Here is a 19,270-nt window from a genome sequence, read left to right on the forward strand (position 1 = left end):
AACATTTTCAGGGCCCCCGAACCCCCCCCCCCCCCCCCCCCCCCCCCCCCCCCCCCCCCCCCCCCCCCCCGCCCCCCCCCGCCCCCCCCCGGCGCCGCCTCCTGTCTAGAGGCCGGTGCAGGGGTTGCCGTCGACCGCGCAGCCCTTCGGCGCCTGGCTGAGCGGATCCGGATCCCGTACGTCGAACCGGATCGTCGCCGACCCGCCGGACGGGACCGCCGCCCCGGTGAACGTGACCACCTCGCCGTCCTGGGACGCCTGAGCACCGTTGACGTTGCCGACCGTGGCCCCGGAGCCGAGCGTGACGACCACCGTGAAGGTCTGCTTCGCCGCGCTGCCCGGGTTGCTGACCACCACCTCAGCCCGGTAGCCGAAGACCCGGTCGGAGACCGTCCGGTACGTGGCGGCCAGCGCCGCCGGCGACGCGCTCGCGGCGCGCGTGCGACCGGGCGAGGCCGTTGGAGTCGGGGCGGCGGTGACGGTCGCGGTGCTGCGGGCGGTCCGCGGCGCACGGGACGGGCCGGCCTCGGGCAGCTGGCTGCGGGCGCTCGGCATCACCAGCGGCGCCGTCGCCGGCGGCGGGGCGGGCGCCGGCTGCTCCGGGCCTGCCACCCACACCGCGACCCCGCCGGCCAGGGCGAGGCACACCACCACTCCGCCGACCAGCAGCGCCCACCGCCGGCCGGTCCCGGCCCGCGCGCCGACCATCGGCAGCTCGGCGGTCAGCCCGCCCTCGGCGCGACGCAGGTCGATCTGTTGGAACGCCAGCCAGTCGAGGATGGCGGGCAGCCGGACGGCGATCGCCTGCTGGTGGTGCTCGGCCCGGCGGTCGGCGTCCCACCCGCCCTGCTCCAGCGACTCGTGGACGGTCAGCCGGCAGCCGTGGCCGGTCGGGACGACGGTGGCGGTCAGGAGGCTCTGCCGCTCGCCCTCCCGCCAGCGCAGCACCAGCAGCTCCGGCGGCCGCTGCCGCACCACGTCGACCTCGACGTCGGCGTCGAACCCGGGCAGCCCGGCCGTCCGCAGCAGCAGCCGGCCCGGCGCGTCCGGCGCCGGCGTGGCCTCGGCGAACCACTTGGCGAGCAGCGCCCGGTCGGTCAGCGCCTGCCACACCGGATCGGCCGGGTGGAACAGCTCGACGTCGGTGTCGATCTCGATCACGCGGAGACTCTACGGCTCGCCCGCCCCGCCGTCGCGGACGGGCGACCGTCACTCGGTCGCCTGCTCCGGGCCGCCGCCGTGCCAGCGGGCGCGGAAGGCGGCCTCGCTGGTCTCCTGGTGCGTCTTCTCCTCGAACACCGTCCGGCGCAGCGCGTGCCGGGCGTCCGCCAGCATCACCAGCTCGACCGCGACCAGCGCGACGCAGATGGCGGTCAGCAGCCCGAGCGCCCCCAGGGCGGGCAGGTCCCGGGCCACCGGAAGCCCGGCCGCCAGCACCAGGAGCACGCCGATCCGGGTCCACGTCACGGTGCGCAGCGTGCGCCACTGGAACGCCAGGTCCGCGGCCAGGTAGATCATCACCCCGGCGAACAGCAGGGGCACCGCGGGTCCGTGTCCCCGCTCCGCGACCCCGCCCGCCGGGTCGGTGATGGTGCGGACCAGTTCCTCCGCGCCGATGGCGAACAGGATGACGCCGGCGATCATCGGCAGGTAGAGGTACGCGTACGCGTCGCGGCCCATGGACACCCGCGGGGTGCCCTGGGCGGCGTGCAGCGCGATCCGGGCGGCCGGGCCGATCATGTCGAAGTGCGCCCACCACAGGGCCGCAGTGAACAGGATGCCCAGCATCGCCGCCGGGATGGCGGGCCAGGTCACCGGCTTGCCGAGCAGATTGCCGCCGACGCCGACCGAGATCACCGACTCGCCCAGCGCGATGATGAGGATCAGGTCGTAGCGTTCCGTCCAGTGCTCCGCGGAGGTGATCTCCCACCCTTTGCTGCCGGCCACCAGCCCGCTGGCGTACTGGATGAGGACGACGGCGACCCACAGCCCGTCCCGCAGCCACAGCCCCGTCTCGGTGTCCTTGATCATCGGCGGGACCAGTGCCGCGACGAAGAGCAGGAGCGTCGTGATCACGATCTCGGGAATGAACTGGTACAGCTTGCGGCGGGCGATCGGGCGCCCTCGCGTGGCGTGTGCGTAGAGCGCCAGGTGCACGGCGCGGATCACCATGTAGCTGATCGTGACCAGGATCGGTCCGGCCGCGCCCTCGTGCAGGCCGCCGAAGGTCTGCGGCAGGGCCAGCGCGAAGGTGAACAGCGCCATCATGCCGATCACCATCAGCACCGGGACGAAGCCCTCGCCGAGGCGTAGCCGGCTGGCCACCACGCTGTGCACGATCCAGCACCACCAGAGCACGGCGAGTACGAGCAGCGCGTGCAGCAGCTCCCGCCAGGTCACGTTCGCCGCGGTGGCCCGGGTGATGATGAAGAAGGACACGACGAAGACGAGGTCGAAGAAGACCTCGAACTTGTCCACGCGGGCGGCCGGGGCGATCGGCACGGCGGGCCCGAGCCTGCCGCGCCGCTGCTCGCCCTCCACCGGACGAGTCTCCCAGCGGCGGGGCCGACGCGGGGCGGATTCGAACGCCATCCGTCCCGGCCACGGTGTCGTCAGGTGGTCGAGCGGCCCAGGTAGGTGAGCGGCCCCGGGTCGGGCACCGGGATCTCGTGGAAGCCGAGCCGGTCGTAGAAACCGCGCGCCCGCACGTTGGCCGTGACCATGCCGACGTGCAGGGCGGGCGCGCCGGCCCTGGCCGCGGCGGCCAGGAACGTCTCCAGCAGCCGCCGGCCGTGGCCGCGCCCATGGTGCTCGGGGAGCAGGTCGATGTGCAGGTGGGCGGGGTAGCCCGCCAGCTCGGGCAGGAGCAGTCGCTCGGGACGGTGGTGCAGGGCCACCATCTCCTCGTCCGGGGTGCGCGGCGCGGTCGTCGGTTCGGGGTAGCGGTGCGCCAGCCGGGGGATCCACTGCCGCCGGTAGGCGCGGGCGAAGGCGGGGGTGTCCGCCGTGCCGAGGACGTACCCGACGACCCGGCCGGCGTCCGCCAGGACGAACGCCAGCTCCGGTTCGAGGTGCAGGTAGGGGCCGGCGAACAGGTCGGGCATCAGGTCGTCGCTCGCGTACCGGCCGCGGGCGTCCCCGCCCGCGTCGGCGGTGCGGACGCAGATGTCGTAGACCGCGTCGTGGTCGCCGGGCCGGTAGGACCGGATGATCGACGTGGTCGGCGTCGGCGTGCTGCTCATGCCTGGACCGTACGGCGTGAGACCGTTCTCACCGAAGCCCGTGCCGGCCGCCGGCTCAGCTCAGTCGCCCAGCCGTTCGCGGGCGAGGAACTTCGGCACCACCATCCGCCAGGCCTCACAGACCAGCTCGGTCATCTGCTCGTGGTCGAGCTGGTCGAGCCGGCAGCACACCCAGTGGTAGCGCAGGTCGGCGGGTGGGGGCAGGAAGAACAGGTCCGGCTCGGCGGCGATCAGGCCGTCCCGTTCCTCCTTGGGATAGCCGAAGCCCATCGTCCGCTCGTCGCGCGAGAAGGCGACGTAGACGATCTGGCCGACCCGGAACTTGATCCGGTCGCGGATCAGGTGCTCGCTGGTGCGGGGGAGCGTCCGGGTGAGCGCCCGCACGTCGTCGACGGTGATCACACGGGGACGCTAACGCCGCCCTGCGACAGTTCAGCGCGGCGCGGCCCGCAGGACTTCCGCCGACGAGTCGTAGGCGGCGCGGGCGATCACCTCGTGACCCCGGGCGTTGGGATGGTCGCCGTCGTCGGCGAGCAGCTCGGTGGGGTCGGCCTCCCCGGTGGGGCCGCGGAACTCCGGGTACGTGGCCACGTAGGTCGCCCCGCTGCGACGCGCGGCCGCCCGCAGCGCCTCGTTCACGTACCCGGTGGCCGTGTCCGCCTCGGCGAGCCCGGCGGCGTCCGTGCTGTCCCGGGCGACCGCCCCGTCCCGGCTGACGTTCCAGTAGCCGAGCACCAGCACCGGCAGCGGACCGCCGTGCAGCGCCCGCAGCGCGCTGATCGCGGCGGCGACGTGCTCGCCCACCTGCGCCGCGGTGGCCCGGTACGCCGCCGCGCCGGAGCGCGACTCGACCAGCGGCACCATGTCGTTGGCCCCCGACATGATCAGCACCGCGTCGACCCGGCGTAGCGCCTGGCGCCCGACCGGCGACCGCAGCTGCCCGTCGAGGTCCGCCGAGGTGGTGCCGCCGAGGGCGAGGTTCACCGAGGTGGTGGCGGGGGCGAGCATCCGCGCGTACAGGTCGGGGAAGGGCGTGCAGCCGCAGGCCGTGCCGGCCGGGACCGAGTCGCCGAGGGCGACGACGGTGCCGGCGGGGGAGGGGACGGCGGTCGCCGGCCCGAGCGGGGAGGCGACGGTGAGGACGAGGGCGGTCCCGGCGGCGGCGAGCCCCGCGGCCCGTGCCGCCCTGGCTGCCCGTCGCCCGATCACGCCCGACATTCTGCACCCGGCGGAGGTGCTCCGCCCCGCCGACTCGTCCTGCGGCAGCTCGCGGCTTCCCGGGCGTTGGTTACCGCCCTTTGCGGCCGGCCGAGTGGCCGGCTGGACGGGTTGTCAGGAAGCGTTCGCGGACGGTGCGGGAGCGGCCTCGGCGAGGGCGGCTCGGAGGGTGTCGACCAGCGGCCCGTCCGGGTGTTCGAGCCAGTGCTGGACGGCGACCCGCAGGGTGGCCAGGAAGGTCGCCGCCAGGACCCGGGAGCGCAGCGCCGCCCCCGCACCGCCGAGCCGGCGGGCCAGCTCGCCGGCCAGCTCCCGCTCGATCGCGGTGTACGCGGCGACCTGGTGCGCGACCAGCCCCGGGTGCCCGTGCAGCTGGCGTCGCCGGGTGAGCCAGGACATCGCGGAGTCGTCGAAGACGTCGGCGGCGAGGGCCACGGCGGCGGCGCTCAGCGCGGTCCACGGCGGCTCGTCGGCGGGCCGCTCGTGGAGCAGGTCCAGCATCCGGCGCAGCCGCGCGGTGTCGCCGTGGAAGAGGGCCTCCTCCTTGCTGGAGAAGTAGTTGGAGAAGGTCCGGCGGGAGACGTTGGCCGCGTCGGCGATGGCCTCCACGGTTACCCGGTCCAGTCCCTGCTCGGCGGCGAGGCGCAGGGCGGCCTCATGCAGCGCGCGGCGGGTCGCCGCCTTCTTGCGCTCGCGCAGTCCGCTGCCCTCGGTCACCCGTCCAGCCTACGTGACGTGCTTCTCATTGCGCAAACTTGCCTACTGCGCAAGATTCGTTGATTATTGCTTGAGGCAACCAACGTCGCCCTGGAGGAGATCCGTGGACACCGCCACCCGGGAACTCGGCACGCGGCTGCACGACCTGCTGAAGGGCGTGCGGCTGCTCAAGCAGCGGCGTGCCACGGACCGGCCGACCATCCCGCTCGGCCTGGTGGGCCTGCTCCGGCACATCGACGCCGGTGCCGCCGGGTGCCACGCCCGGGACCTGGCCGACCGCACCCGGCTCGACCCGTCCACCGTCAGCCGTGCCGTGACCGCCCTGGTGGCGAACGGCCTGGTGGAACGGCGGGCCGACCCGACCGACCGGCGCGCCAGCCGGCTGACCGTCACCGACGCCGGTCGGGGCGCCCTGGCCGACACCCAGGACTGGTACGGCCGGGTGCTCATCCGGGCGCTCGCCGACTGGACCCCCGACGAGGTGGCGGCGCTGTCCGCCGCGCTCGGCCGGTTCACCCGCGACCTCGAGGTCGCCCTCGCACACCACGACAACCTGGAGGACGCGCGATGAGCGCACCCACCGCAACGGCGGAAGCCGCACCGATGAGCAAGCGGCAGACGCTGGAAGCCCTCAGCGGCCTGCTGCTCGTGCTGTTCGTCGCGATGCTCAGCGGCACGGTGGTCTCGACCGCCCTGCCGAAGATCATCGGAGCGCTGAACGGCTCGCAGACCCAGTACACCTGGGTGGTCACCGCCACCCTGCTCACCGCCACGGCGACCACGCCGATCTGGGGCAAGCTGGCCGACCTGTTCAACAAGAAGATTCTCATCCAGGTCGCCATCGTGGTCTTCCTGGCCGGTTCGGTCGCCGCCGGGTTCGCGCAGAACGCCGGTCAGCTCATCGGCGCCCGCGCCTTCCAGGGCATCGGGGTCGGTGGCCTGCAGGCCCTGGTGCAGGTCGCCATCGCGGCCATGATCCCGCCGCGGGAGCGCGGTCGCTACAACGGCTACCTGGGCGGCGTGATGGCGCTCGCGACGGTCGGCGGCCCGCTGCTCGGTGGCCTCATCGTCGACACCTCCTGGCTCGGCTGGCGCTGGTGCTTCTTCGTCGGCGTGCCGGTCGCCGTGATCGCGCTGATCCTGTTGCAGGTCACCCTGCACCTGCCCACGCTGCGCCGGGACAACGTGAAGATCGACTACCTGGGCGCGACGTTGATCGCCGCCGGCGTCAGCGTGCTGCTGGTCTGGATCTCGTTCGTCGACAACTCGTTCGCCTGGCTCTCCTGGCAGACCGCGGCGATGGTCGGCAGCGCCGTGCTGCTGCTCGCGCTGGCCGGCTGGGTCGAGTCCCGGGCCGCCGAGCCGGTGGTGCCGCTGAAGATCGTGCGGGAGCGCACCACCGCGCTGGCCATCCTCGGCAGCCTCGCGGTCGGCATGGCCATGTTCGGCGGCGCCGTCTTCCTCGGCCAGTACTTCCAGATCGGCCGCGGCTACAGCCCGACCGAGGCCGGCCTGCTCACCATCCCGATGATGGCCGGGGTGCTGCTCTCCTCGATCGTCGCCGGTCGGCTGATCACCGCCACCGGGCGGATCAAGCCGTACATCGTCGCCGGGTCGATCATCCTGGTCGCCGGCTTCGCCCTGCTCGGCACCATCGACCACGAGACCTCGCTGGTGCTGGTCGGCGCCGCCATGTTCGTGGTCGGGGTCGGGGTCGGCATGACCATGCAGAACCTCGTGCTCGCCGTGCAGAACACCGTCGCGCTCAAGGACATCGGCGCGGCCAGCTCCTCGGTGGCGTTCTTCCGGTCGCTCGGCGGCACCATCGGTGTCTCCGTGCTCGGTGCGGTGCTGGCCCGCCAGGTCACCGACCGGATCACCCACGACCTGGCCGCCGCCGGCTTCCCCACCTCCGGCGGCGGGGGCAAGAGCAACCTCAACCTGGACGCCTTGCCCGCGCCGGTGGAGCACATCGTCCGGGCCGCGTACGGCGACGCCACCGGGCACATCTTCCTGATCTCCGCGGCCATCGCGGTGGTCGGCATCATCGCCGCGCTCCTGCTCAAGCCGGTCACCCTGCGGTCCAGCCTCGACCTGCCCGACACCGGCCGGTCGGTGGCCGTGGCGGCCGACGCGGTCGACGGGGCGCCCGCCTTCGACGAGGTCGCCGTGGACCCGGTGACCTCGGATCCGGCCCGGCGCTGACGCCGGACCGCCCGTCCAGGGCCGTCGCCGTGACCCGGCGGCGGCCCTGGCCCGTGGGTCGCGCGGGCCGTCCGCCCGGCGGCCTCGACCGAATCGAGGAGCACGTGGACACGACCGAGGCCGGGGCGTCCCGCGCGGTGGCCCGGGTCCGGTGGACCGGGGTGGTACGCCGGGCGGCCCGGGAACTGGCGCTCGTCGCCACGCTGTTTCTCGCGTACAAGGCGGGCCGCCTCGCCGTGGCCGGCCGGACGTCCACCGCGCTGGCCAACGGGGAGGGGGTGTGGCGGCTGGAACGACTGCTCCACCTGCCCGGCGAGGCCGCCGTCCAACAGCCACTGCTCACCCACGACCTGCTGGTCCGGTTGGCGAACGGCTACTACGCCTACGTGCACTTCCCGGCCACCGTCATCTGCCTGATGTGGCTGTACGCCCGCCACCCCGGCCACTACCTCCGGCTGCGCCGGGCCCTCGCCGCGCTCACCGCGGCGGCGCTGGCCCTGCACCTGCTCGTCCCGCTCGCCCCGCCCCGGATGACCGCGCTGACCGGCCTGGTGGACACCGGGCGGCGGTACGGCCCGGCCGTCTACGGGTCACCCGAGGCGGACACCCTGAGCAACCAGTACGCGGCCATGCCATCGCTGCACGTCGGCTGGGCCCTGGCCGTCGCCGTGGCGCTGGTGGCGGTGACCGCCGGGCGGCTGCGCTGGCTCTGGCTGGCGCACCCGCTGGTCACCCTGCTGGTGGTGGTCGGCACCGGCAATCACTACTGGCTCGACGCCGTGGTCGCCACGGTCCTGCTCGTGCCGATCCTGGCGGTCCTGCCCCGACCGCCGGCCGTCCGACGCCCGGTGGCCGTACCGGCGCCCGCCGGACCCGTCCGGCCCCACCTGGTGGACACCCGCCGGCACGCCGGGCGCCGTCGACGGAACCGGGTGGGCTCCACCGGCGGCGCTCGCCGCTTCCGGCCGCCGGGCCGCGGGTGAAACCGGCGCGCGAGCTGAGCCATCGACGTACCAGAAAATTTCCGTGCCGGCGCCCCCGAACTCGAGGCGGCTTCGTCGGGGGCTTATTTTATAGACAGGCGTCTTTACTGTTAACAAGGTTTAATTTATGTTCGTGGCATCTCCTACCGCCCCACCGAAGGAGTTGCCGCCGTGCGTCGAAGAATCACCCTGCCGCTGCTCACCACCGGCGTGGTCGGTGCCACCCTGGCCGTCGCCGCGCCCGCCCAGGCCCATGGGTACGTCTCCGCGCCTCCCAGCCGCCAGGCGCTCTGCGCCCAGCACAAGGTCCCCGACTGCGGCCAGATCCAGTACGAGCCGCAGAGCGTCGAGGGCCCCAAGGGGCTGCGCAGCTGCCACGCCGGGATCGCCCAGTTCGCCGTGCTCAACGACGACAGCCGCGACTGGCCGGCCACCCAGGTCGGCAGCTCGGTCACCTTCACCTGGGTAAACACCGCCCGCCACGCCACCGCCAACTGGGAGTACTGGATCGGCGGCACCCGGGTGGCCGTCTTCGACGGCGGCGGCCGGCAGCCCGACGCGACCGTGTCGCACAGCGTCAACCTCAGCGGCTTCTCCGGCCGGCAGAAGCTGCTCGCCATCTGGAACATCGCCGACACCGCCAACGCCTTCTACTCCTGCGTCGACCTGCAGATCGGGTCCGGTGGCCCGTCGCCGAGCCCGTCTCCGTCCCCGACACCGTCCCCGACCGGCCCGTCGCCCAGCCCGAGCCCGACCGTGAGCCCGACCAGCCCCGCGCCGACCGGGACCTGGACGGCCGGCACCGCCTACCGGGTCGGCGACGTGGTCACCTACAGCGGATTGACCTACCGGTGCATCCAGGCGCACACCGCGCTCCCCGGGTGGGAGCCGCCGAACGTGCCCGCGCTGTGGCAGCGGATCTGACCGCCCGGGTGCGGCCACGCCCCGCGTGTGCCGCCCCCGGCACCCGCCCCGCCCCGGGGCAGCGCGGCCGTACCCGCCGCCTGCTCACCGCCGTCCTGCTGGCGCTGGTGACGGCCGCCGCCGGCTGCACGTCCGCGCCCGCCCGGCCCGGCCCGGCGGCCACCCCGGCCGGCGACAGTGCCACCAGCCCCATCGACCTGCTGTTCCTGACCATGATGGCGGCGCACATCGACCAGACCCGGCAGATCGTGCGGCTCGGCCTCGAGCGCACGACGGACCGGGAGATCCGTACCCTCATCGCGGCCGTCGAGGTGACCGAGGCCGACGAACAGTCCACCATGCGCGGCTGGCTGCGCGAGTCCGGTCCCTCGGCGGCGGCCGTCGCCGCCCACCACGACCACTCCGGACACAGCGACGCCGCCGCCGGCCTGGCGCGGCTGCGGGCCGCGCCGCCGGGCCGGGTGGACGCGGTCCTGCTGGACGTGCTCGGCACACACCAGCGCCAGGCCGCCGACCTGGCCCGGGCGCAGGTACGCGCCGGCACCAGCGCCCGCGTGCGCGAGCTGGCCGGGCGCATCGAACGGTCCCGGACCGCCGAGGTCGGGTTGATGGCCAAGCTCCGGGCGGCCCACCGGCCGTGACCACCCGGGCGCCGGTCAGCCGGCCGCCGACCGGGCGACCAGCAGCGCCCCGCAGAGGCAACCGAGGGCGGCGGTGTTCAGCACGGCCCGCGCCAGGTTCCCGCGCACCCAGGCGTCCTCGAACATCGCCCGCAGCTGGGCCGGGTCGGCCGACCGGGCGGCACCGGCCGCGAGCCGGTCGTTGAGCGGCACGTTCACCGTGGCCGTCACGGCGAGCACCAGCCCGTAGAGCAGCAGGGCGGCCAGCAGCCAGGGCAGCGGCGCGCGCCGGCCGTCCGGCAGGTGCAGCAGCACGGCGGCGAGGGTGGCGACCAGGGCGCCGCCGAAGCAGAGCGCGAACCAGCCGTTCAGGATGGCCTGGTTGACCGACCGCATGGTGGCCACGAAGGTCCGGTCGTCCACCCGGGCCAGGCCCGGCATCACCGCGTACGCGAAGCCGGCGAACAGCCCCGCCGTCAGGCCCGTGGTCAGCGTCGCCAACAGCAGCGCGCCGGTCCGCAGCGCGGTCACCGGGCGCCTCCTCGTCTCGTCATGCCCTCCATCGCACCCGACCGTGGCTGGACGGTCCATGGCCGGAAAGCCCGGAACCATACGCAGGCGTCTACGCTCGCCGGGTGGACGTGCTCGCCGAGGTGCTGCGGGGTCTGCGCGCCCGGGACGCCTTCCTGCTCCGTACCGTGATGGATCCGCCGTGGTCGATCCGGGTGTGCGACGCGGCCCCGCTGAGCGTCACCACGGTGGTCCGGGGCGCCGCCTGGGTGCTGCCCGACGGCGGCCCGCCGGTGGCGCTGCACCCTGGTGACGTGGCGGTGCTGCGCGGGCCCGACCCGTACACGGTCGCCGACCGGCCGGAGACCCCGCCGCAGGTGCTGATCCACCCGGACCAGCGGTGCACCACGCTCGACGGCCGCGAGCTGACCGACTCGATGGCGGTCGGCCTGCGTACCTGGGGCACCCGGCCGGACGCCGGCACGGCGCTGCTCACCGGCACGTACGCCAGCAGCGGCGCGGTCGGGGCGGGCCTGCTCGCGGCGCTGCCGCCCCTGGCGGTGCTCACCGCCGACGAGGGCGACCTGCCGGTCGTCCCGCTGCTCGCGGCGGAGCTGGACCGGGCGCGACCCGGGCAGGAGGTGGTCCTCGACCGGTTGCTCGACCTGCTCGTCATCGCCGCGCTGCGCGCCTGGTTCGCGCGCCCCGGCGACGGGCCGCCCGGCTGGTACCGGGCCTACGCCGACCCGGTGGTCGGCCCGGCGGTCCGGCTGGTCCAGCGTGATCCCGCTCACCCCTGGACGGTGGCCGGGCTCGCTGCCGCCGTCGGCGTCTCCCGGGCCGCGTTCGCCCGTCGCTTCACCCGACTGGTCGGCGAGCCGCCGATGGCCTTCGTCACCGGCTGGCGCCTCGCCATCGCCGCCGACCTGCTGCGGGACACCGGGCTGACGCTCACCGCGGTGGCCCGCCGGGTCGGCTATGGCAGTCCGTTCGCGCTCAGCGCCGCTTTCAAGCGGGTCCGCGGCATCAGTCCCCACGAATATCGGGCGACGGCCTGAGGCGTGCTCCGCGCCACGAGGCTTCGGAAACGGGAGGCCGAGCGTCGGAGGTGCTGGTTAGTCTGCGTGCGCACGCCCCTCGCCGCGCCTGCCCCCCTCCGGGGCGCGGTGCCGCCACCACCCCCACCGGATCGGAATCAGGAGACAACTCGTGACCCATCAACCCGTCGCGACGTCGAACAAGCTCGACGCCGCGGTGCTCAAGGTGGCGGGAGTGGTCGTGCTCGGCGCGATCATGTCGATCCTCGACGTGACGGTCGTCAGCGTGGCGCTGCCGACCTTCCAGAACGAGTTCGACGCGTCGTACGCCCGGGTGGCGTGGACGATGACCGGCTACACGCTCGCACTGGCCACGGTGATCCCGCTCAGCGGCTGGGCCGCCGACCGGTTCGGCACCAAGCGCCTCTACATGACCGCCCTGGCGCTGTTCACCATCGGCTCCGGGCTGTGCGCCACCGCCGACAGCATCACCGAGCTGATCGGCTACCGGGTGCTGCAGGGGCTCGGCGGCGGCATGCTCATGCCGCTGGGCATGACGATCATGACCCGGGCGGCCGGCCCGCACCGGATCGGCCGGCTGATGGCCGTCCTCGGCATCCCGATGCTGCTCGGCCCGATCGGCGGCCCGATCCTCGGCGGCTGGCTGATCGACACCGCGAGCTGGCACTGGATCTTCCTGATCAACCTGCCGATCGGTCTGATCGCGCTCTGCTACGCCTGGCTGGCGCTGCCGAAGGACGCCCCCGAGCCGTCGGAGTCGTTCGACTTCCTCGGCATGGTGATGCTCTCGCCCGGCCTGGCCCTGTTCCTCTACGGCGTCTCCTCGCTGCCGGAGGCCGGCACGGTCACCGACAACGCGGTGTGGCTGCCCATGCTGATCGGCGCCGTGCTCGTGGTCGGGTTCGTGCTCTACTCGTTCAAGCCGAAGCACCCGCTGCTCGACCTGCGGCTGTTCCGCAACCGCAACCTGGCCGTCGCCTCGGCGAGCCTGTTCGTCTTCATCATCGCGTTCATGGGCGCCGGCCTGCTCTTCCCGAGCTACTTCCTGCAGATCCGCGGCGAGTCGACGCTCACCGCCGGCCTGCTGATGGCCCCGCAGGGCATCGGCGCCATGCTCACCATGCCGGTCGCCGGGATGCTCGCCGACCGGGTGCCGGTCGGCCGGACCGTGCCGTTCGCGCTGGTGCTCATCGCCGCCGGCTTCTTCGCCTTCACCCAGGTCGACCCGCACACCTCGTACTGGCTGCTCTGCGGGGCGCTGTTCGTGATGGGTCTGGGCATGGGCGCCACCATGATGCCGATCATGACCTCGGCGCTGAAGACGCTGCACGCCGCCGAGGTGGCCCGGGGCTCCACGCTGGTCAACATCCTCCAGCAGATCGGCGGCTCGGTGGGCGCCGCGGTGATGTCGGTGATCCTCACCAACGAGCTGAACGGTTCCCGGGTCATCCCCGGTATGACCGACCCGGCGAGCGGCAAGCCCGTCACCGAGGCCTACCTGGCGATCACGGCCCAGCAGCACCCCGAGGTGACCCAGCAGTTCCCGGTGCCCCCGGCGCTGATCGAGCGCGGCCTCGACTTCGCCGCCAGTTCGTTCGCCACCACCTTCTGGGTCGGGTTCGCGCTGGTCCTGGCCACCTTCATCCCGGTCGCGTTCCTGCCCCGCCGGCGCGAGCCGTCGCACCTGCTCGACGGCGAGCCGACGGAGCAGCCGCCGATGCCGGTCGGCCTGCACTGACTGCCAGCGATGGGCCGCCGGCGATCCGCCGGCGGCCCGTCGCCGTCTCGGCCAACCGGATCCGCCGTTTGCCCCGGGACGGGACGGGTACCGGCGGGATGACCGGCGGACGAGGGGCGGCGCGTGATGAACAAGGATCGGCTCAGTGACCTGGTGGTCGGCGCGGCCGGCGACGTCGCGGGGACGGTGGTGGACCCGCGGGCGGGGCTGGCGCGGCTCCGCGCGGTGATCACGCCCCGCGTCCTGGTCACCGTGGCGGCGGGACTGGCCGTCGGTTTCCTGCTGGCCCGGGCCCGGCGACGCTGACCGGACCGGAACGGGATCACGGCCGGGACGCCGACAACAGCCGGCTGATCTCCGGCGCGGCGGGGTGCCGTGGGGCGACGGTCAGGAAGCGGCGCAGCGTGCCCGGCGCCTGCGCGGAGTGGGCCGCGCGCTGCGCCAGCCCCAGCACGAGCAGACCGTCCGGCGAGTCCGGGGTCCGCGCCAGGACGTCCCGCGCCGTCCGCTCGGCCGCGCCGGTGTCGCCGGACCGGAGCAGGGCGAAGGCGAGCCGTAGCCGGATGCCGTCGTCCGGCCGGTCCCGCAGCGCCTCCCGGTAGAGCTCGGCGGCCGCCGCGTACCGGTCCTGGTCCTCCAGGTCGCCGGCCAGCCGCACGGCCACCGCCACCGGGTCGGCCGGGGGCTGCCGCGCCGGCCGGTCCAGCCGGTCGGCGGCGACCGCGACCGAGGTCACGAGAGCCAGCAACCCGGCCGCGCCGGCCCGCCACGCCCGGCGCGCCGCCCGATCCCCGCCCACCGGCCGCGCGGCGGGCCGTTCCCCGCCCACCGGCCCCGCGGCGGCGGGCCGGACCGGGCCGGGCCGGGGGCGCAACGTACGCAGGGCGGCGTAGCCGGCGCCCAGCAGGGTGAGCGCGGGCACCGCCCACAGCAGCGCCCGCGCGCCCGGGTCGGGTGGATCGGTGAGGATGCCCGGGCCGTAGCGCTGGACGAACCAGCGGCGGATCTCCGCGCCCTCGCGTCCCTGGGCGAGCTGGTCGGCCACCACCTGCCGCATGGCGGCGGCGATCGGGGACCGGGAGTCCGCCACCGACTCGCCCTGGCAGGCCGGGCAGCGCAGTCCGGCGGCCACCGTGCGTACCCGGTCCTCGCCGCCGGTGTGGCCGGCGGAGCGCAGCACCCCGGCGGCGGCACCGGCGAGCAGCGCCGCGAGGACCAGGGCGCCCAGCGCCGCCCGCCACCTCATCCGGTCAGCAGCGGGGTCACCCGCTGATCCAGCCAGGCCCGGGTGACCACGCCCCGCTGGCGGTCCACGATCCGGCCGTCCCGGTCCACCAGGAAGGTCTCCGGCACACCGCGTACGCCCCAGTCGACCGAGCGGGTGCCCGCCGGGTCGGGCACCACGGTCAGCCCGGTCGCGCCGGTCTCGGTGAGCAGGGCCCGCACCGCCTCGGTGCCGTCCCGGACGTTGAGGCCGACCAGGCGCAGCCCGCGCGGCGACCAGCGCCGTTCGGCGTCGACCAGCACCGGCAGCTCGTCCCGGCACGGGCCGCACCAGGAGGCGAAGACGTTGACCAGCACCACGTGGCCCCGGGCGGCGACCAGGTCGAAGCGTCCACCGTCGAGCGTGGCGCCGGACAGCGCCGGGGCGGGCGACGGCGCAGTGGGGGCGTCCGGGTCGGTCGGCGGGGCGGGCGCCCGCAGGCCGAGGGCGATCAGGGCACCGACGGTGACGGTGAGCGCGAGCACCAGCGCGGGCCCCACGCGCGGTGTGGCGGACCGTCGGCGGCGCGGGCGGCTCATCGACCGGCTCCCGCGGCGACCGGTGCGGGCGCGGGTGGGTGGCGGACCGGCCGCCCGGACGGTCGCCGCCGGGACCGGGCCGCCCCGAGCGCCGCGGTGAGTCCACCGAGGGCGGTCAGCGCGCCACCGGCCCAGAGCAGCCCGACGAGCGGGTTCACGGCGAGTCGTACGGTGGCGCTGCCGCTGTCCGCGGCGACCGCGATCAGGGTGACGTAGGTGTCCCGCAGCGGTCCGGTGTCGATCACCGGCACGGTCACCGCGGTGTCCCGTGCGGGGTGGTAGCGCAGGGCCGGGGTGACCGTGCGGGCCGGGCCGTCCGCGCCGGTGAGTTGGAGCCGGGCGCGCACCCGCATGCCCGCGCCGCCGGCGCTGCGGTCCGCCCCGACCAGCCGTACGCCGACCTCGCCGACGCGCAGGGACTCCCCGGTGCGCAGCGTCGCCTCGGCGCTGCGGCCGTACGCCGAGGACCCGGCGATCCCCACCGCCACCAGGGCGATCCCCGCGTGCGCGACGACCGCCGCCAGGCCGACGGCGGGCCGGCGGGCGCGCAGCCGCTCGACCAGGTCCCCGGCCAGGCCGGTGAGCACGAACGCCGCCGCGCCGAACGCGGTGAGCGCGGGCAGGCCGGGTCGGCTGAGCAGGCCGACGAGGGCCACGGTGGCCAGCGCGACGCCGCCGGGCACGGCGAGCCGGCGCAGCGCGCGCGCCCGGTCGCGCAGCGCCGGGGCCACCCCGGTGAGCAGCAGCACCACGATGGCCAGCGGCACCGCCGTGCGCTGGTAGTAGGCCGGTCCGACGGTGGCCCGTACGCCGGTGAGCGGCCCGGTGAGCAGCGGGAGGATCGTGCCGATCAGCACCACCGCGGCGATGGTCACCAGCAGCACCCCGTTGACCAGCAGCGCGGTCGGGCGGGACAGCGGCGGGGCGGCCCGGCGGACGGGCCGGGTGGTCCGCCGTCCGCCCAGCAGGGTCGACGCCACCACGGCCAGCAGGACGAGGCCGAGCAGCATCGGCCCCAGTGGCGAGTCGGTGAAGGCGTGCACGCTGGTGACCGCGCCGGACCGGGTGAGGAAGGTGCCGAGCAGCACCAGCACGAAGCTCGCGCAGGCCAGCGCGGTGTGCCAGGCGGCCCGGCCGGCGGCCCGCCCGAGGGTGGTGTGCAGGAACGCGGTGGCGGTCAGCCACGGCAGCAGGGAGGCGTTCTCCACCGGGTCCCACGCCCAGTAGCCGCCCCAGCCCAGCACCGCGTACGACCACCAGGCGCCCAGCCCGATGCCGGCGGTCAGCGCCGCCCACGCCGTCAGGGCCCACGGCCGGGCGAGCCGCAGCCAGCGCCGGCCCTCCGGCCCGGCCAGCGGGGCGGCGAGCGCGAGGGCGAACGGCACCACCAGCCCGAGGTAGCCGGCGTAGAGCAGGGGCGGGTGAACCCCCATGGCGGGATGCTGCTGGAGCAGCGGGTTCGGCCCGGGCCCGTCGGCGGGGACCGGGTCGACCGCCCGGAACGGGTTCGCGGCGAACCGGGACAGCGCGAAGAAGAACACGGTGACCGCGCTGACCACCACCATGGCGTAGGCGTGCAGCCGCGCCGGGTACGGGCGTCGGGCCAGCAGCGCCGCGTACCCGCCGAGGACCAGCAGCCACAGCAGCAGCGACCCGTCCAGGGCGGACCAGAGGCTGGTCACCGCGTAGTAGGCGGGCACGTGCCGGCCGCCGTTCTCGGCGACGAAGCGGACGCCGAAGTCGTGCCGGAGCAGGGCCACCTCCAGGACCCCGCAGGCGCCGGCGGCGGCGGCCAGGGTCAGTGCGGTGCCGGCGCGGGCCGGGCCGGCGGGCGCGCCGAACAGGGCCACCCGCAGCCAGAGCAGGGCGGTGAGGGTGGCCCCGGCCAGGCCGACCGCGAGGCTGGCGGTGCCGAGGTCACCGAGCATCGACCGGTCCCGCCGGGGCGGTGGACGGGCGGTACTCGTTGCCGTGCCGGACCACCACGTGGTCGGCGTGGAACACCCCGTCCGTGCCGAGGGTGCCCTCCACGACCGCTCCCTGCCCCTCGCGGAACGTCTCCGGCGGCACGCCGCGCTGGGCCACGGTGATCTCGTGGCCGCCCTCGGCGAGCCGGAACACCACCAGGTCGCCGTCGTGGCGCAGCGATCCGGGCACCACGTCGCCGCCGAGGCGGACCCGCTCCCGGGCGGCGGCCGGGTCGGCGAGCAGCTCGCCGGGCGTGCGGTAGTAGGTCAGGGTGTCCCGCAGCGCGCTGGTGACCAGCAGGCCACCGGCGGCCAGCAGGACGGCGACGAGGGCGGTCCGACCCGCCCGGCGACGGATCATCCGATCCGGGCCGGCGTGCGTTCGCCGGTGCCGGTCGGCTCGACGGCCAGCCGCCGTTCCAGCCGGACCACCCGGTGCAGCAGGACGCCGAACGCGGCGAGCGTGGCGGCGGCCACCGCGAGCAGCAGGGCCGTGGCCATCCGCGGATCGATCGGCGGACGTTGCGGGGTGAGCAGGGTCGCCTGCTGGTGCAGCGACCGCCACCAGACGACGGAGAAGTGGACCACCGGGACGAGCAGGAAGCCGGCCATGCCGACGAGCGCCGCCGGCCGCGCCACCCGGTGGTCACCGCCGTCGCGGGCCCCGCCCCGCTCGGCCAGCGTCCGGCGCAGGGCCAGATAACCGGCGTACGCGAGCAGCAGCAGCGCCGTGGCGACCAGCCGGGGGTCCCACGCCCACCAGGTGCCCCAGACCAGGTGTCCCCAGAGCGCGCCGGTGCCGATGGCGGCCGCGGTGAACGTCACGCCGAGTTCCGCGGCGGCCCGGGCGAACCGGTCCCAGCGCAGGTCGCCCCCGATCAGGTACGCGCCGCTGGCGGCCAGCACCACGGCGAACGCCGCGTAGGCCACCCAGGCGGCCGGGACGTGCAGGTACATCAGCCGCTGCGCCTGGCCCTGCATCTCGTCCGGGGGCGCCAGCCAGCCGCCGGCCACCACGGCGGCGGCGCCGAGCCCGCCGGCGAGCCAGCCGGTCGTCCGGCGCGCGGCGGCGGCTCGGGCGGTGTCCGCGACCAGGTCCACCGTGGAGGCGCGCATGATCTCCCTGTCCGCGCCCAGAGGGGCGCTTGCCGGATGAGCAGAAAGCGGACCCACCATAAGCCCCATAAGCCGTGAGGCGGTTCTTATCGCAATAAAAGGCGCGTAAGGCTTCCGGTCGGTCTACCGTTCCGTCCGGTGGAGACCACAGCGCAGACGACGTGGAGTGCGGCCGGGCGGCGCCGGCGACCGCGCCCGGTCCTCACCGCGCTGTCCGCCGCGCTGCTGCTCGCCGGCTGCGCCGGTGACGCGCCCTCGACGCTGCATCCCGCCGGCAGCGGGGCGTCCCGCGTGGCGGGCCTGTGGTGGCTGCTCTTCTGGCTCTCCATGGCGGTGTTCGCCGAGGTCGTCGCGCTGCTGGCCTGGGCACTGCTGTTCCGGCGGGGCAACGCCCGGGTACGCCACGGCCAGCCGTTGCGCTTCGTCACCATCGCCGGCGCCGGGATCCCGCTCGTCATCCTCGTCGCCGTCTACGGCGTGGGCCTGCGCGACCTCGCCGCGCTCGGCGCGGCACCCGACCGGGACGCGCCCACCGTGGAGGTGACCGGCCACAAGTGGTGGTGGGAGGTGCGCTACGCGGGATCGTCCGGAGCCACCGCCAACGAGATCCACATCCCGGTGGGGGAGCGGGTACGGGTCCGCCTGCGCACCGACGACGTCCTGCACAGCTTCTGGGTGCCGCAACTCATGCCGAAGACGGACCTGATCGCCGGGGAGACCCGGGAGACCTGGCTGCGGGCGGAGCGGGCCGGCAGCTACCGCGGCCAGTGCGCCGAGTACTGCGGCACCCAGCACGCCCACATGGCGTTCCTCGTCGTCGCCCAGCCGCGCGCCGACTTCAACGCCTGGCTGGCCCGGCTGGACGCCCCCGCCCGGCAACCCGCCACGGACGCCGAGCGCCGTGGCCAGCAGGCGTTCGTGCAGGGCACCTGCGCCGCCTGCCACGCCGTCCGGGGCACCGGCGCGCAGGGCCGGGTGGGGCCGGACCTGTCCGACGTGGGCTCCCGGTGGAGCATCGGCGCGGGAGCCGTGCCCAACGACGCCGGACACCTCGGCGGCTGGATCGCCAACTCGCAGACGGTCAAGCCCGGCAACGCCATGCCGCCGCAGCCGGTCGACGCCGCCCGGCTGCCCGACCTGATCGCCTACCTGCGGTCGTTGGAGTAGGT

At 75.1% G+C, this 19,270-nt stretch carries 21 protein-coding genes; 9 read left to right on the top strand and 12 right to left on the bottom strand.

Going from position 1 to position 19,270, the window contains the following annotated elements:
- Positions 1 to 105: 105 nt before the first annotated feature.
- The 6 genes from ACZ6S5_RS25450 to ACZ6S5_RS25475 form a co-directional block, all read right to left on the bottom strand.
- Complete coding sequence (locus tag ACZ6S5_RS25450) at positions 106 to 1,161, bottom strand: SRPBCC domain-containing protein (protein WP_466004332.1); 1,056 nt, start codon at positions 1,159 to 1,161, stop codon at positions 106 to 108.
- A 48-nt stretch (positions 1,162 to 1,209) separates the two neighbouring features.
- Positions 1,210 to 2,541, bottom strand: coding sequence for a low temperature requirement protein A (locus ACZ6S5_RS25455; RefSeq protein WP_466004333.1), 1,332 nt, complete (start codon positions 2,539 to 2,541; stop codon positions 1,210 to 1,212).
- Positions 2,542 to 2,612: 71 nt separating this feature from the next.
- On the bottom strand, positions 2,613 to 3,242 hold the full coding sequence (locus ACZ6S5_RS25460; RefSeq protein ID WP_466004334.1) for a GNAT family N-acetyltransferase: 630 nt from the start codon (positions 3,240 to 3,242) through the stop codon (positions 2,613 to 2,615).
- A gap of 60 nt (positions 3,243 to 3,302) precedes the next feature.
- Positions 3,303 to 3,644 (bottom strand): MmcQ/YjbR family DNA-binding protein, encoded by a 342-nt coding sequence (locus ACZ6S5_RS25465; RefSeq protein ID WP_466004336.1) that lies wholly within the window; start codon positions 3,642 to 3,644, stop codon positions 3,303 to 3,305.
- 30 nt (positions 3,645 to 3,674) lie between these two features.
- Positions 3,675 to 4,451 (bottom strand): SGNH/GDSL hydrolase family protein, encoded by a 777-nt coding sequence (locus tag ACZ6S5_RS25470; RefSeq protein ID WP_466004337.1) that lies wholly within the window; start codon positions 4,449 to 4,451, stop codon positions 3,675 to 3,677.
- Between the two features lie 123 nt (positions 4,452 to 4,574).
- Positions 4,575 to 5,177 (bottom strand): TetR/AcrR family transcriptional regulator, encoded by a 603-nt coding sequence (locus tag ACZ6S5_RS25475; RefSeq protein ID WP_466004339.1) that lies wholly within the window; start codon positions 5,175 to 5,177, stop codon positions 4,575 to 4,577.
- Between the two features lie 103 nt (positions 5,178 to 5,280).
- On the opposite strand from ACZ6S5_RS25475, the gene ACZ6S5_RS25480 reads away from it, so the two are divergent.
- The 5 genes from ACZ6S5_RS25480 to ACZ6S5_RS25500 all read left to right on the top strand — a co-directional run bounded on the left by ACZ6S5_RS25480 (position 5,281) and on the right by ACZ6S5_RS25500 (position 9,930).
- Complete coding sequence (locus tag ACZ6S5_RS25480; RefSeq protein ID WP_466004341.1) at positions 5,281 to 5,748, top strand: MarR family winged helix-turn-helix transcriptional regulator; 468 nt, start codon at positions 5,281 to 5,283, stop codon at positions 5,746 to 5,748.
- Positions 5,745 to 7,382 carry an MDR family MFS transporter gene (locus ACZ6S5_RS25485; protein ID WP_466004343.1) on the top strand — a complete coding sequence of 546 codons (1,638 nt, stop codon included), beginning with the start codon at positions 5,745 to 5,747 and terminating at the stop codon, positions 7,380 to 7,382. The genes ACZ6S5_RS25480 and ACZ6S5_RS25485 overlap by 4 nt, the downstream gene beginning before the upstream one ends.
- A 104-nt stretch (positions 7,383 to 7,486) precedes the next feature.
- Positions 7,487 to 8,365 (top strand): phosphatase PAP2 family protein, encoded by an 879-nt coding sequence (locus ACZ6S5_RS25490; protein WP_466004345.1) that lies wholly within the window; start codon positions 7,487 to 7,489, stop codon positions 8,363 to 8,365.
- Between the two features lie 171 nt (positions 8,366 to 8,536).
- A complete protein-coding gene (locus tag ACZ6S5_RS25495) occupies positions 8,537 to 9,289 on the top strand; it encodes a lytic polysaccharide monooxygenase (RefSeq protein WP_466004346.1) in 753 nt (250 codons plus the stop codon).
- A complete protein-coding gene (locus ACZ6S5_RS25500) occupies positions 9,274 to 9,930 on the top strand; it encodes a DUF305 domain-containing protein (RefSeq protein WP_466004348.1) in 657 nt (218 codons plus the stop codon). The genes ACZ6S5_RS25495 and ACZ6S5_RS25500 overlap by 16 nt, the downstream gene beginning before the upstream one ends.
- Positions 9,931 to 9,945: 15 nt before the next feature.
- On the opposite strand, the gene ACZ6S5_RS25505 is transcribed toward ACZ6S5_RS25500, so the two are convergent.
- Positions 9,946 to 10,440, bottom strand: a complete 495-nt coding sequence (locus ACZ6S5_RS25505) for an anthrone oxygenase family protein (RefSeq protein ID WP_466004350.1) — start codon at positions 10,438 to 10,440, stop codon at positions 9,946 to 9,948.
- A gap of 104 nt (positions 10,441 to 10,544) precedes the next feature.
- Here ACZ6S5_RS25505 and ACZ6S5_RS25510 point away from each other — a divergent pair, with 104 nt between their 5' ends.
- The 3 genes from ACZ6S5_RS25510 to ACZ6S5_RS25520 all read left to right on the top strand — a co-directional run bounded on the left by ACZ6S5_RS25510 (position 10,545) and on the right by ACZ6S5_RS25520 (position 13,521).
- Positions 10,545 to 11,477 (top strand): AraC family transcriptional regulator, encoded by a 933-nt coding sequence (locus tag ACZ6S5_RS25510; RefSeq protein ID WP_466004351.1) that lies wholly within the window; start codon positions 10,545 to 10,547, stop codon positions 11,475 to 11,477.
- A gap of 151 nt (positions 11,478 to 11,628) precedes the next feature.
- Positions 11,629 to 13,215: a DHA2 family efflux MFS transporter permease subunit gene (locus ACZ6S5_RS25515; protein WP_466004353.1), complete on the top strand. Its 1,587-nt coding sequence runs from the start codon at positions 11,629 to 11,631 to the stop codon at positions 13,213 to 13,215.
- 123 nt (positions 13,216 to 13,338) lie between these two features.
- Positions 13,339 to 13,521, top strand: a complete 183-nt coding sequence (locus tag ACZ6S5_RS25520) for a hypothetical protein (protein WP_466004354.1) — start codon at positions 13,339 to 13,341, stop codon at positions 13,519 to 13,521.
- A gap of 16 nt (positions 13,522 to 13,537) precedes the next feature.
- Here the strand turns inward: ACZ6S5_RS25520 and ACZ6S5_RS25525 are convergent, their stop codons facing one another.
- From ACZ6S5_RS25525 to ccsA, 5 genes are read right to left on the bottom strand one after another with little or no spacing between them, the layout of a single operon-like run.
- A complete protein-coding gene (locus ACZ6S5_RS25525) occupies positions 13,538 to 14,461 on the bottom strand; it encodes a cytochrome c-type biogenesis protein CcmH (protein WP_466004356.1) in 924 nt (307 codons plus the stop codon).
- Positions 14,458 to 15,018 (bottom strand): TlpA family protein disulfide reductase, encoded by a 561-nt coding sequence (locus ACZ6S5_RS25530; RefSeq protein WP_466004358.1) that lies wholly within the window; start codon positions 15,016 to 15,018, stop codon positions 14,458 to 14,460. The genes ACZ6S5_RS25525 and ACZ6S5_RS25530 overlap by 4 nt, the downstream gene beginning before the upstream one ends.
- Complete coding sequence (locus tag ACZ6S5_RS25535; protein WP_466004360.1) at positions 15,015 to 16,946, bottom strand: heme lyase CcmF/NrfE family subunit; 1,932 nt, start codon at positions 16,944 to 16,946, stop codon at positions 15,015 to 15,017. Before ACZ6S5_RS25535 ends, ACZ6S5_RS25530 begins: the two co-directional genes overlap by 4 nt.
- Entirely contained in the window at positions 16,936 to 17,346 is a 411-nt protein-coding gene (locus ACZ6S5_RS25540; RefSeq protein ID WP_466004362.1) for a cytochrome c maturation protein CcmE, read from the bottom strand. The genes ACZ6S5_RS25535 and ACZ6S5_RS25540 overlap by 11 nt, the downstream gene beginning before the upstream one ends.
- Positions 17,343 to 18,101, bottom strand: coding sequence for a cytochrome c biogenesis protein CcsA (ccsA, locus tag ACZ6S5_RS25545; RefSeq protein WP_466004364.1), 759 nt, complete (start codon positions 18,099 to 18,101; stop codon positions 17,343 to 17,345). The genes ACZ6S5_RS25540 and ccsA overlap by 4 nt, the downstream gene beginning before the upstream one ends.
- A 138-nt stretch (positions 18,102 to 18,239) precedes the next feature.
- On the opposite strand from ccsA, the gene coxB reads away from it, so the two are divergent.
- Complete coding sequence (gene coxB / locus ACZ6S5_RS25550; RefSeq protein WP_466004366.1) at positions 18,240 to 19,268, top strand: cytochrome c oxidase subunit II; 1,029 nt, start codon at positions 18,240 to 18,242, stop codon at positions 19,266 to 19,268.
- The last annotated feature ends 2 nt before the right edge of the window (positions 19,269 to 19,270 follow it).

The organism is Micromonospora sp. NPDC051924, from assembly GCF_055586005.1.